Below are 12,483 nucleotides of genomic sequence, written 5' to 3' on the forward strand. Positions count from 1 at the left end.
AATGAAGCGTATAGGAAAATTAATGGTGCGCGCCAAATACTTGATTATAATCATGGCGCTCGCCGTATTGTCCCATGCATATGTATTATACCGTCTCATCGCGCCTGACGATGAAAAGCAGAAAGTTTTTATGACCGGAGCGAATGACGGCTTGGAGCAGATGCTCCCGATGCAGCTCTATCTTTATGAGCAGTTTAAGGAGGGCACATTGTTTTTCGATACCGCTCTCGGACTCGGCGGCGATTTTTACACCGACCTCGCTTACTATTATTCGACAAATATCGTCTATTATATCAATATATTCTTCGTGAGGATCGGAGAATTTTTATTTCAGTATGATACCGGTTCTATAGAATTCTGGGCTTACAACGGTTTTTTTATCTCGATACTTAAAACTTTTGCAATCATATATTTCACTTATAAATTTCTGACCTATATCGGGGTCCGTCCGGTCCATGCTGTGCTCGGCGGCTTTATATTCGCCGCATCCCCGACCTATTTCCGATTCACGATTTTCTGGTCTTTCTTCAGTGATGTATTCATATGGCTGCCCTTGACACTGCTGGCGCTTGAAGTGCTTATCAGGCGGGGGAAACCCGGGCTGTTCATATTCGCAGTAGCGATCACACTGATCAACAATTTCTATTTTGCATATTTCCAGCTGATTATTTCAATGGTCTATCTCTTAATCCGATTGATATTCAGACGAAAAGGGGACCTGAACAGACAATCAGTGCTGAAGCGCGCCATACCTTCCGGGCTTTTAGGATTTGGCATATCACTGGTCGCATTTCTTCATGCCGTCAGAGGGTTTTTGAATAATGATGACCGAGAATATGAAGTGGAAGTTCCTTTTCTGGACGATATCACTGCCCAGAGTAATATTTTTTATGAAAATTATTTGATTGTCATTATTTTCATCGCCGTCCAGGCTTTATTCACAAAGAAACTGTACCGTTACTACTTCTATAAACTGTTTGCCATACTAACCATCGTCTTTATGATATTTACATTATCTCCGTATATCGATACATTCTTTAACGGCTTCCAGCAGCCGCAGAAACGCTGGCACTACATGCTGGTGTTCTTCCATGCCGTATTGATTGCGCAGTATCTGTCACATATCAGAGAAGTGTCGGTGAAAGAATATCTGCTCAGCCTGATACCGATATATATTATCATTCCGCTGTCTGCGTGGTGGGCCGGGGAAATCGTCGAATGGGTATGGCTGATTCCGGTCGTACATGCCGTCCTCCTTTTCATCATTGTGTCCCGCGGGGAAAGGAAAGCGCTCACTGGTGCAGCAACGGCGCTGATCATATTTTTTACATTGATCGTTAGCGCGTCGCATACCAACGAAGAAATCTACCATCCGGGCATTATTGACAGGAATCATCTGTTTTATATCAACAGCAACCACTACTCCAGCGAGAGACAGCGTTATAATATTGATCAGATCCAGCAGATGAAGACACCTGAACAAAAAATTGATTTTAAAGTCAGGGACCAGGACAACACACCGATGTATATGGGATTCAATGGTACGAGTATCTATTCCAGTATCATCAACGGCAGTATCATCGATTTCTACTATAACGACTTAAAAGTGAACTTTACACATGAATCCATCAGCAGATACTCATCATTCCAGTACCGCAGCAATCTGTTCTCCCTTTTTAATACGGATTATATGATGCGTGCTGACCGAAACACACACAGCCTGCCGACGAAATTTGAAGCAGCTTATGCGGATGGGACATACACAATATATGAAAACCAGGCCCCGCTCAACTTCATCAGATTCAGTGACAATGTATACGACCCGGAGGACCTGGATAACCCGCTGCATCGAGAACATGCGATGCTTAACGGTATCGTCACCGATGAACGGCCGGCAGACAGCCGCATCGATCCCCCGGAAAACCGGCTGGAAGATGTTAATATCAAGCCTGTCAACGCCACTTATGACGGAGACACCCTGGAAGTCCATGAAGACGGCGGCGGTCTCATCCTGAACTTTGAAGATATCATTAACGGACCGGTTGAAGACGCGGATGTCTATATCCAGATGTTCCTGCAGCTGATTGAACCGCACTCCCGTTTTACCATCACTGTCGACGGCTATCCAAACGACCGACTGTTTGCGGACAGTAAATACAGGACATATGCCGATGACCTGCTCTATCGTGCCAAACTGCAAAATGAGATACCGATCACGTTATCCGCAGGCACATATGACATGGATCTCCAGAATATTTTCATCGAAGATTACAGCACGCTCGAAACAGCCAGCGAACAACCGGACGTTGACTATGAAACTCAGGAAAATCCAAATTCATATGAAATCACACTGAACGGCTCCCGGAGCGGACTGGCGACTATTCCAATCGTCTACAGAGAAGGGGTAGAGGTGACAGGCAATGCCTCAGGCGATCTGGAACCATTCCGGGCAAATTATCTGATGACAGGGTTTGAAGTGGGTGAGAATGACACCCGTATTGAGATCAGCTATTCCCCGCCCTATTATTGGCTGACTCTGATGATCACGGTGATATCAATCATCCTGTCCATCATATATATTGATCTGTTTGGTATAAAAAGGGGGCTGAAGCGGCTGATTAAATCATAAGGCATAAAAAAATTCCGTGTCCATTTTTTAATGAACACGGAATTTTTTTATTTTTATCTAAGTTCCTTGATACGTGCCGCTTTACCACGCAGGTTACGCAGATAATACAATTTGGCACGGCGCACACGACCACGGCGGGTCACTTCAAGTTTCTCAATTTTAGGTGTATGTACAGGGAATGTACGTTCAACACCTACACCATAAGAAACTTTACGTACTGTGAATGTTTCAGAAATGCCTCCGCCACGGCGTTTAATAACAACACCCTCGAAGACCTGGATACGTTCACGGCTGCCTTCAACAATACGTACGTGTACTTTTACGGTATCGCCCGGTCTAAAATTCGGCAGATCCGTTTTGAGCTGATCTTTGGTGAGCTCATGAATTAATTGCTGTGACATAATTATCTTCTCCTTCTTCCAACCATCTTGCCCGATGCAGCAGCGGATCGTTGTGTATATGTGTACTCAAACACTCGTATAATATTACCATAGATTGGTTTCTTTTTCAACGGCACATCCATCGTTTTTTATCAGTTTCTATCATCCAGCAGATCCGGACGCCGTTCCCTGGTTCTTTTGAAGCTTTCTTCCATGCGCCACTCTTCTATCAGTCTATGGTTGCCGTTTAACAGCACATCCGGCACTTTCATGCCGCGAAATTCCCTTGGCCTGGTATAATGCGGGTGTTCCAGCACTCCCGTGGAAAATGAATCTTTCTGGTGGCTTTCCTCACGGCTCAGCACACCGGGGATCAGTCTGACCACGGCATCCGTCATTGCCATGCTGGGGAGTTCTCCGCCCGTCAGTACATAATCTCCAATCGATACTTCATCTGTAGCCAATGTCCGGATCCGTTCATCATAGCCTTCATAATGACCGCATATGAAGACAATATCATCTGCCTTTGACAGGGATTCAGCCATCTTCTGATCAAACGGCCTGCCCTGGGGGGACATGAGAACCACTCTTGGATTCTTTAAATCGAGGGCATCCATGGCATTGAATACCGGTTCAGGCTTCAAGACCATACCTGCACCGCCGCCATATGGATAATCATCAACTTTATTGTGTTTGCTCAAGGAATAATCCCTGAAGTTAACCAGATGGTAGGCGACAATATTCTTTTCCTGAGCCCGTTTCAGTATCGAAGCATTCAATACCCCTTCATACATCTCCGGGAACAGAGTCAGATAATGAATGTTCATTCGAGCATCCCCTCCATCGGATCAATAATCACACTGCCGGATTCAAGGTCAACCGCCTTGACCACTTCTGCTATATAGGGAATCAGGTGTTCCCGCTCACCCTGCACCACCCAGACATCATTGGCACCGGTCTGGAATATTTCACTGACTTCACCGATTGTTTCCATATTCTCTTGGAGTTTCACTTTCAGCCCGATAATCTGCCAATAGTGAAATTCATTCTCTTCAAGTTCGATATCAACAGCATTCATATCCTGCATGACATCTGAATTTTTTAAATGCTCCACCTGATTCAGGTTATCGATGCCATAAAACTTCAGGAGGTGAAAATTCTTATGAGTGCGATAGCTGTCTATGATCCATGTTTCACCATTGATTGTGATTTCATTACCGGCGGCAAACCGCTCAGACGTAAAGTCTGAATCACTGAGGACTCTGACCTCCCCGCGTACGCCGTGAAAACCGGCCACACGCCCGACTGTTATCAACATGCGTCACCCCTCAAGTATTATTTGAACAGCTGATGTAAAAAAGGCACACCTGCGGTGTGCCTAATCTACATCGACAAACACTTTCTTTGAACTGCCATGGTTCGCATTGGAGACGATTGTACGCACCGCTTTAATTACACGGCCGCCCTTGCCGATCACACGGCCAACATCGTCATCATGGACTTCTATCCTGCAGGAAACATTATGCTGCGTTTCCTCGCTTTTGATATGGAGTGCCCCGGGATATTCCAGCATTGGTTCAAGAATGGTTTGCAATAATTGTTTCATACGCGCTTACTTCCCGATTTTTGCATTGTGGTAACGTTCCATAATGCCTCTGGTGCTGAGGATATTACGAACCGTATCACTGGGTTTCGCACCATGCTGCAACCATTCAAGCGCCTTATCTTCATCAAGTGTCACATTGTTTTCGTCTTTGGACACCGGGTTATAGGCACCGAGCTGTTCGATGATGCGGCCGTCTCTCGGGCTGCGGGAATCTGCAACTACGATACGGTAATAAGGGTTCTTTTTAGATCCCATACGTGTCAATCTAAGTCTAACTGCCATGTATATGTGAACTCCTTTCTGCTTTCAATTTCACTTTTACAACGATAACAGATAAACACCTCCTTGTAAAGAGTTTTATCTTTACAAGGAGGTGAAATTTTAGAACGGCAGTCCCATATCGCCAAATGGATTTTTTTTACGCCCTTTTTTACTGGTCATCTGTTTCATCATTTTCTTCATTTCATCAAACTGCTTCAGCAGGCGGTTAACCTCCTGCAATGAGCGTCCGGAACCTTTTGCGATACGTTTTTTCCGGCTCGCATTGAGTTTGGCCGGGTTCTCACGCTCATCCATGGTCATCGAACGAATGATCGCCTGGACGTGGTCAATCTCATTGCCGCTCATTTGCATTTTGTCGAGACCTTTAACCTTGTTGGCCCCCGGCATCATCTTAAGGAGCTCATCAAGCGGACCCAGATTTTTCACCTGGTCCATCTGGTCAAGAAAATCATCGAGCGTAAAGCTCTGATCTTTAATTTTCTGCTGCAGTTCTTTCTGTTCATCTTCATCCACGGTCTCCTCGGCTTTCTCAATGATTGACATCATGTCCCCCATGCCGAGGATCCTTTGAGCCATGCGTTCCGGATGAAAAGTTTCCAGACCGTCCATCTTTTCTGACATACCCGCAAATTTAATCGGTTTTTCAGTCACCGAACGGATGGAAAGTGCAGCGCCGCCACGGGTGTCGCCGTCAAGTTTTGTGAGGGTGACACCGGTAATGTCAAGCAGATCATTAAATGATTCAGCGACATTGACAGCATCCTGGCCTGTCATCGAATCGACGACAAGCATGGTTTCGTCAGGCTGCGCAATTTCTTTAATATCTTTAAGTTCATCCATTAGTGCTTCATCAATATGCAAACGTCCTGCAGTATCGATAATCACTGTATCAAGATGCTCATTTTTGGCATGATCCATTGCTTCTGTGACAATCTGCTGCGGTTTCACTTTATCTCCCATTGCGAACACAGGTACATCTATCTGTTTGCCAACAGTCTCCAGCTGGTCGATTGCTGCCGGACGGTAAATATCCCCAGCGACCATAAGCGGTTTCTTATTGAAGTTCTTTCTCAAGTGCAGTGCCAGTTTTCCGGCGGTTGTCGTTTTACCTGAGCCCTGCAGACCGACCATCATGATTACTGTCGGCGGTTTTTGAGCCAGATTGATTTTCTGGTTATCGCCGCCCATCAGCGCCGTCAGTTCTTCCTTCACAATTTTTATAACCTGCTGGCCGGGTGTTAATGACTTCATTACATCGGAACCCAGCGCCCGCTCCTTTACCTGGTTGATGAATTGTTTGACCACTTTGAAGTTGACATCCGCTTCGAGCAGTGCCAGGCGGACTTCCCGCATCATCACTTTTATATCTGCTTCGGTTACTTTGCCCTTGCTCTTGATACGACTCATCGTCGCCTGCAGACGTTCACCTAAACCTTCAAAAGCCATATTTGCTCCTCCTAATCTAATTCCTCAAGCTGGGTGATGATGGTTTCCACTTCGGGCTCCATATCTTCTCCCAGGGTTTTCTTAAGCTGGTTGTACAGCTGTTGTCTGTATATAAAATTACGATACATGCCTAAATTACCCTCATAATGTTCAAGCAGATCTCCGGAACGTTTTAGATTATCATATACCGCCTGTCTTGTCACTTCAAGTTCCTCAGCAATTTCGCTGAACGCAAAATCCTCCAGATAATAAAGTTCTATATAGATTCTCTGCTTGTCCGTAAGCAGCGAATGATAAAAATCATAGAGGTAATTCATACGCATCGTACGTTCTAATTCATGTTCCATCAGGCATCATCCTCTGCAGTTTTAGAATCTTCATCCAATTCTTCTGCGTGAGAGACCATATCAGCAAAAAGGCCGTAAACATAATTTTCTGCATTGAATTCCTGCAGGTCATCCAGCTGTTCCCCGAGTCCGACAAATTTGACAGGGATGCCCAGTTCATTCTTGATTGCCAGAACGATGCCCCCTTTGGCCGTACCGTCCAGTTTAGCCAGTACAATACCGGAAACATCGGTGACCTCCTTAAACGATTTAGCCTGATTGAGCGCATTCTGCCCAGTGGTCGCGTCAAGTACAAGCAACGACTCATGCGGGGCTTCAGGCACTGTTCTCTGAATGACTTTTTTCATTTTTGAAAGTTCATTCATCAGATTCCCTTTGTTCTGCAGACGGCCGGCTGTATCACAGATTAATACATCGGTGCCGCGCTTTTTGGCTGCATTGATCGCATCGAACATCACTGCTGCCGGGTCACTGCCTTCTGACTGGCTGATGACATCCACGTCCACACGCTCCCCCCACACTCTGAGCTGGTTGATTGCGCCGGCCCGGAAGGTGTCCCCGGCTGCCAGCATTACATTTTTACCTTCTGTTTTGTACTTATGGGCAAGCTTGCCAATGCTTGTCGTTTTACCGACGCCGTTTACACCAACGACAAGAATAACCGTCAGACCATCTTCCTGTATATTCATTGTCTCAGGAAAATCGTCGTTGCGTTCATAGATTTCGACCACCTTCTCAACGATCGTCTCTTTCAAATCCTTCGTTTCGGTAATATTTTTGACTTTAGCTGTATGACGCAGTTCATCGGTCAATTCCATTACTGTGTTGAAACCCACATCGGCGCCGATGAGCACTTCTTCCAAAGCTTCAAAGAAGTCTTCATCCACCGTACGGTAACGTGCCATCAGTTCATTGATTTCAGTCTGGAACTTTTCACGGCTTTTCTCAAGTCCGGCTTTGAATTTATAACCGATCCGTTCCTGTTCCCATTCCTCGAATTCATCAATACTGATCAGACCGTCATCCAGCGCTTCCGCTTGTTCTGCCACCGTTTGTTCCGCTCTTTCCTGTTTATTTTCCTTATTCGGCTGGAACCTGTCCTTTAGACGTTTTAGAAAGCTCACACTGTCTCTTCCTCTCTAATCTTTTCTTCATAATTTTTCAGATCAACACTGATGAGCTGACTGACACCACGTTCAGCCATTGTGACGCCAAACAGTCTGTCACTGTGCTCCATGGTCCCTTTCCTGTGGGTGATAACAATGAACTGTGTATCGTTCGCCAGCTGTTTCAGATATTCCGCATATCTGATGACATTGGATTCATCCAGTGCTGCTTCAACTTCATCCAATATAATGAATGGGCTCACCCGGACTTTCAGTATGCTGAAAAGTACACTGATAGCTGTCAGCGCACGCTCTCCGCCGGAGAGTAATGACAGGGAAGACAACTTCTTCCCGGGCGGCTGAGCATATATTTCCACGCCGGACTCGAGATAATTATCCGCGTCAGTCAAGCGCAGTTCTGCCTGTCCGCCGCCGAACATTTCCTTGAATACACTGGCGAAGTGCGCATTGATCTTCTCAAAAGCCGTTTTGAATCTGACTGCAACTTCCTCATCCATTTCTGCAATCACTTCAAGCAGTGTCTCCCTGGCTTCCATTAAATCATTTTCCTGTGATTTCAGGAATTCATAGCGTTCACTCACCTGTTCAAATTCTTCGATCGCTCCGATATTTACCGGTCCCAACTCTTCGATGCTTTTCTTATTCAGGGAAATCTGCCTGCGCTTCTGATCGATATCTGTAAGATCAGTGTAGGTCTCTTTCGCTTTTTCATAAGTGATTTTATAGGTTTCGGACAGATATTCTATCCTTGTTTCTATTTTAACATCCAATTTTTCTTTGCGGCCGGTATAGCCGCGTAAAGTTTCCTGTAGTTCATCCAGTTTTTTCGAACTCTGATCGCGGGATTCGATCAATGAATTATATTCTCTCCTGAGTTCACTCTGTTTGTCGGATACAAGTTCCGTATCTTCATACAGATGTTCAACTTTAGCAGCCAGCTCCGCCTTCTCATTTTCCAGCTGATCAATATCCAGATTATTCAGATCCGCAGCAACCATCGCCTGCTGGTTTTTTGTTTCTTCAATTGCTTCGAGTATCTCTTCATGCGCTTCTTCAAGTCTTTGCAGCTCTGTTTCATTATGTGCGGAGCGTTCCTTTACTGCAGCCAGTTCCCGTTCTATGGCATTCTCTTCATCGTTCAACTGGGCAAGCTCCGCCTTCTTATCCTTATCTGAAGCACTCATCATCCGAATGCGTTCATCCAGAACTTCGAGCTCATCAGCTGCGTCTTTAATCCGCCGGTCATAATCCACAGCCCCTGGCTGATCATCCGCCAGCTTCAGCTCATCCGCCAGCACTTTCATCGTTTCAGATTTAGCATCCATTTGATAGCCCAGGCGTTCTTTTTGGGAAATCAGGTTTTCATGTGACTCCGCCAGCCCTTCCACTTCGGATTCAATCTCAGACAAATCCTGCATCATCCCGGCCACTTCTTCGCCCCGCTTTTTTACCGTTTCCTTCATGCTGGCAGCAGTCGATTGATACGCTTTTAATTTTTCTTCGGTCTCAGTCATTTCCCGCTGGTTCTCAATGACAGAACCTTTATTGTTCCTTGACCCGCCGCTCATTGCACCGCCCGGCATGATTGTTTCGCCATCTTTTGTGACAATGCGTGCCCGATGGTTGATTTCCCCAGCCAGCGCTCCGGCTGCATCGATATTCTCAGCAACAACAGTGGTGCCGAGGAGATGCTTTAAAACATCGATGATATCATTTGGAGCGTATGATATTTCAGACATGATCTGTGCGTCTATACGGGAATTTTCAATCTGTTTTCTGATTTCGCCTGACAGATGTCTGGGCCTGATGGTATCCATCGGGAGAAAGGTAGCAAAGCCGTTCTTCTGCGCCTTCAGGAATCTGATTGCTGATTTGGCGCTTTGTTCATCCTGTATAACGATGTTTTGCGCCTGTGCGCCGAGTGCCGTATCAAGCGCGGTCATATATTCTTTATCAGTGGCAATCAGTTCTCCGACCGAACCCCTTATGCCCTTCAATTGATCCCTATTCTTTAATACTGCACGGACGCCCGGATAATATCCCCGGTATTCGTTCTGCATATTCTTCAGCATTTCAAGCTTCGATTGCTGCTGTTCGATGTACCGGGTGGCTTTTCCGAGTTTTTCCCGTTCTTCATCATACTTTCTGTTGAGCGCTGTCAAATCGTCTTTTTTGTCCCGGTACTTTTCCCTCTGCTGCTTCAGTTCGGCTTCAGATGCCTCTATCTTATCATTGAAGCTGGCAAATTCCTGTTCCTCATTGGCATATTCTGTTTTAAGTAAAGACAATCTTTCCTCTTTTTGACGGACATTGCCCAGATTACGGGATTTCTCTGTCTCCTCCCGCCGCTGATCATTTTCAAGTGTGGTTTTTTCAACCATCTTATCATAATAGCTGTCCTTCAGTTTTTCGATTTCACCTTCTTTGTCTCCTGCAAGATATTCTTTCTGCATTTCAGTATCTTTAAGCGTGCCTTTGAGCGTCTCAGCTGTTCCTTTCAACTCTCCAATGGTCTTTTTTACCGAATTGATCTGTTCCAGAGTAGTATCCCTGCGCTGCGATTGTTCGGCAAGTCTTGCTTCAAGCTCTTTTGAAAACTCCCCCTTATTGGTTTTCCTCTCTTTGTACAGTTCGATTCTGCCGTTTGTACTTTCAAGCTTTTTTGAGAGCTCGACAAGCCTGCTGTTCAATGCCTGATTCTCCTGATCATATTCATCACGACGCTTGCTCACATCTGATATCCGGCGATTCATATTTTCCACATTGCTGTTGTGCGCTTCAACCTCTGCCTCAACATCCCTGTACCCTGATTCCTCATTTTCAAGTGAGGTTAAAAGTTCATTGATATCGTATAAGGTGACCTCGATATCGCTTTTGGCCATCTCTTCTTTTAACGCCAGATATTCTTTGGCATTGGCACTCTCGCGCTCGAGCCTGCCGACTCTTGAGTCAAGTTCCGAAATGATATCATGCACGCGGCTGAGATTTGACCGCGTCTCTTCCAGACGTTTTTCGGATTCGTTTTTTCTGACTTTGTATTTCATCACACCGGCTGTTTCTTCAATCATACTTCTGCGGTGTTCCGGCCTGGCTTTTAAAACTTCGTCCACCTCACCCTGGGAAATGATATTGTAGGCATTTTTACCAAGGCCCGAGTCCAAAAACAGCTCATTGATTTCTTTCAGCCGGCACCGGTCCTCATTGATGTAATACTCACTATCGCCATTCCTGTACAATTTGCGTGTAATATTAACAGTACTTTCATCAACAGCAAGCATGCCTGATTGATTATCCAGCACGAGACGCACGTAAGCATAGTTCATCGCCTTTCTGTCTGAAGTGCCGTTAAAGATGACATCTTCCATCTTTACCCCGCGGATACTCCTCGCCGACTGCTCGCCAAGCACCCAGCGGATGGCATCTGTGATATTGCTCTTGCCGCTGCCGTTTGGACCGACCACAGCCGTCACACCGGCGTCGAATTTTATATTCACTTTCTCAGCAAATGATTTGAAGCCATGGGCTTCAATCGCTTTCAAATATACCATCAGTGGCTCTCCCCGCTCATAGATTTATCGAGTGCCGCTTGGGCCGCATGCTGTTCCGACTCTTTTTTGGACCGGCCCTCCCCCTGGCCGATAAGGGTGTTCTCCAGGTAGACACCAGTGACAAATCTCTTGTTATGACTTGGGCCGCTCGCCTCTATCAGCTTGTATTCGACGCCTTTTTGAAAACTGCGGTGCATGTGCTCCTGCAGCAGCGTTTTGTAATCGGCCACTGCATTGTAATTTTCATTTTTGACATGGGGAAATACAAATCGCTCGAGGAATTTCAGCACTTCATCTGCGCCCATATCGAGATAAAGCGCGCCTAAAAAGGCTTCAAAGGTATCCGAGATGATGGAAGCTCTCTGTCTGCCGCCGGTTTTTTCTTCCCCGCGCCCCAGCATAATCAGAGGTTCCATTTTCAGTTTGGAAGCAAATACTACAAGTGAGGGTTCACACACAATGTTTGCTCTGAGTTTGGTCAAATCCCCCTCAGGCAATTCTTTGAACCGATTGAAGATATAGTCTGACACCATCAATTCTAGTACTGCGTCACCTAGAAATTCGAGCCTTTCATTATTATGGATCTTATCAAGCTGAAGATCGTTGATGAACGAACTGTGCATAAAAGCCTGGATATAAAATGACTCCTCATTGATGGTGATACCGGTCCTGGCTTTAAAATTGAAAAATTCTTTCCTGAAATTGAGAAGCGCTTTCCTTGCATGTGCATCATCGTTAATATATTTTTCAAGCGCTCTGATTTCCATTCGGCATTCCTCCTTGCTTTCCTTATTTTATAGGATAGGCCCTGTAAATAAAAGTTTGGTCACAAAAATAAAATCCACTCCGGAAAGTGGATTTTAATATTACTTCGCTTCCAATTTATCAATGTAGTCGAGCGCATCGCCTACTGTATTAATCTTTTCAGCTTCCTCATCCGGGATTTCCATTTCAAACTCGTCTTCCAGTTCCATTACAAGTTCAGCGATATCCAGAGAGTCAGCACCGAGATCATCTTTAAATGAAGCTTCCTTAGTTATTTTCTCTTCATCGATTCCCAATTTATCGACGATGATGTCTTTCACTTTATCAAAATTTGCCATCCAAATTCACCTCCT

General features: G+C 45.4%; 12 protein-coding genes. 1 reads left to right on the top strand and 11 read right to left on the bottom strand.

Annotated features, from left to right (window positions below):
- The first annotated feature begins 1 nt into the window (after position 1).
- Positions 2 to 2,629 (top strand): YfhO family protein, encoded by a 2,628-nt coding sequence (locus tag G343_RS0113375; RefSeq protein ID WP_020008668.1) that lies wholly within the window; start codon positions 2 to 4, stop codon positions 2,627 to 2,629.
- Between the two features lie 53 nt (positions 2,630 to 2,682).
- Here the strand turns inward: G343_RS0113375 and rplS are convergent, their stop codons facing one another.
- The 11 genes from rplS to G343_RS0113430 form a co-directional block, all read right to left on the bottom strand.
- Positions 2,683 to 3,030: a 50S ribosomal protein L19 gene (gene rplS / locus G343_RS0113380; protein WP_020008669.1), complete on the bottom strand. Its 348-nt coding sequence runs from the start codon at positions 3,028 to 3,030 to the stop codon at positions 2,683 to 2,685.
- Between the two features lie 131 nt (positions 3,031 to 3,161).
- Positions 3,162 to 3,836: a tRNA (guanosine(37)-N1)-methyltransferase TrmD gene (gene trmD, locus G343_RS14720; RefSeq protein WP_020008670.1), complete on the bottom strand. Its 675-nt coding sequence runs from the start codon at positions 3,834 to 3,836 to the stop codon at positions 3,162 to 3,164.
- The gene (gene rimM / locus G343_RS0113390; RefSeq protein WP_020008671.1) at positions 3,833 to 4,327 is read right to left on the bottom strand and encodes a ribosome maturation factor RimM; all 495 of its coding nucleotides are present in this window, start codon (positions 4,325 to 4,327) and stop codon (positions 3,833 to 3,835) included. Before rimM ends, trmD begins: the two co-directional genes overlap by 4 nt.
- Before the next feature lie 60 nt (positions 4,328 to 4,387).
- Positions 4,388 to 4,615: a KH domain-containing protein gene (locus G343_RS0113395; protein WP_020008672.1), complete on the bottom strand. Its 228-nt coding sequence runs from the start codon at positions 4,613 to 4,615 to the stop codon at positions 4,388 to 4,390.
- Between the two features lie 6 nt (positions 4,616 to 4,621).
- Complete coding sequence (gene rpsP / locus G343_RS0113400; RefSeq protein ID WP_020008673.1) at positions 4,622 to 4,897, bottom strand: 30S ribosomal protein S16; 276 nt, start codon at positions 4,895 to 4,897, stop codon at positions 4,622 to 4,624.
- Positions 4,898 to 4,996: 99 nt separating this feature from the next.
- Entirely contained in the window at positions 4,997 to 6,343 is a 1,347-nt protein-coding gene (gene ffh / locus G343_RS0113405) for a signal recognition particle protein (protein WP_020008674.1), read from the bottom strand.
- An 11-nt stretch (positions 6,344 to 6,354) separates the two neighbouring features.
- Positions 6,355 to 6,693: a putative DNA-binding protein gene (locus G343_RS0113410; RefSeq protein ID WP_026366408.1), complete on the bottom strand. Its 339-nt coding sequence runs from the start codon at positions 6,691 to 6,693 to the stop codon at positions 6,355 to 6,357.
- Complete coding sequence (ftsY, locus tag G343_RS0113415; RefSeq protein ID WP_020008676.1) at positions 6,690 to 7,814, bottom strand: signal recognition particle-docking protein FtsY; 1,125 nt, start codon at positions 7,812 to 7,814, stop codon at positions 6,690 to 6,692. The genes G343_RS0113410 and ftsY overlap by 4 nt, the downstream gene beginning before the upstream one ends.
- On the bottom strand, positions 7,811 to 11,365 hold the full coding sequence (smc, locus tag G343_RS0113420) for a chromosome segregation protein SMC (protein WP_020008677.1): 3,555 nt from the start codon (positions 11,363 to 11,365) through the stop codon (positions 7,811 to 7,813). Before smc ends, ftsY begins: the two co-directional genes overlap by 4 nt.
- Positions 11,365 to 12,132 (bottom strand): ribonuclease III, encoded by a 768-nt coding sequence (rnc, locus tag G343_RS0113425; protein WP_020008678.1) that lies wholly within the window; start codon positions 12,130 to 12,132, stop codon positions 11,365 to 11,367. Before rnc ends, smc begins: the two co-directional genes overlap by 1 nt.
- 99 nt (positions 12,133 to 12,231) lie before the next feature.
- Positions 12,232 to 12,468, bottom strand: coding sequence for an acyl carrier protein (locus G343_RS0113430; RefSeq protein ID WP_020008679.1), 237 nt, complete (start codon positions 12,466 to 12,468; stop codon positions 12,232 to 12,234).
- Positions 12,469 to 12,483: the final 15 nt, after the last annotated feature.

Origin of the sequence: Salinicoccus albus DSM 19776 (assembly GCF_000385175.1) — a bacterium.
Classification (GTDB): Bacteria; Bacillota; Bacilli; order Staphylococcales; family Salinicoccaceae; genus Salinicoccus; species Salinicoccus albus.

What these genes read in the sequence shown, in the direction of transcription:
- rnc (WP_020008678.1), bottom strand. Translation starts at nt 12,132, where the DNA reads ATGGAAATCAGAGCGCTTGAAAAATATATTAACGATGATGCACATGCA.
- rplS (WP_020008669.1), bottom strand. Translation starts at nt 3,030, where the DNA reads ATGTCACAGCAATTAATTCATGAGCTCACCAAAGATCAGCTCAAAACG.
- trmD (WP_020008670.1), bottom strand. Translation starts at nt 3,836, where the DNA reads ATGAACATTCATTATCTGACTCTGTTCCCGGAGATGTATGAAGGGGTA.
- rpsP (WP_020008673.1), bottom strand. Translation starts at nt 4,897, where the DNA reads ATGGCAGTTAGACTTAGATTGACACGTATGGGATCTAAAAAGAACCCT.
- G343_RS0113430 (WP_020008679.1), bottom strand. Translation starts at nt 12,468, where the DNA reads ATGGCAAATTTTGATAAAGTGAAAGACATCATCGTCGATAAATTGGGA.
- G343_RS0113375 (WP_020008668.1), top strand. Translation starts at nt 2, where the DNA reads ATGAAGCGTATAGGAAAATTAATGGTGCGCGCCAAATACTTGATTATA.
- smc (WP_020008677.1), bottom strand. Translation starts at nt 11,365, where the DNA reads ATGGTATATTTGAAAGCGATTGAAGCCCATGGCTTCAAATCATTTGCT.
- ffh (WP_020008674.1), bottom strand. Translation starts at nt 6,343, where the DNA reads ATGGCTTTTGAAGGTTTAGGTGAACGTCTGCAGGCGACGATGAGTCGT.
- rimM (WP_020008671.1), bottom strand. Translation starts at nt 4,327, where the DNA reads ATGTTGATAACAGTCGGGCGTGTGGCCGGTTTTCACGGCGTACGCGGG.
- G343_RS0113395 (WP_020008672.1), bottom strand. Translation starts at nt 4,615, where the DNA reads ATGAAACAATTATTGCAAACCATTCTTGAACCAATGCTGGAATATCCC.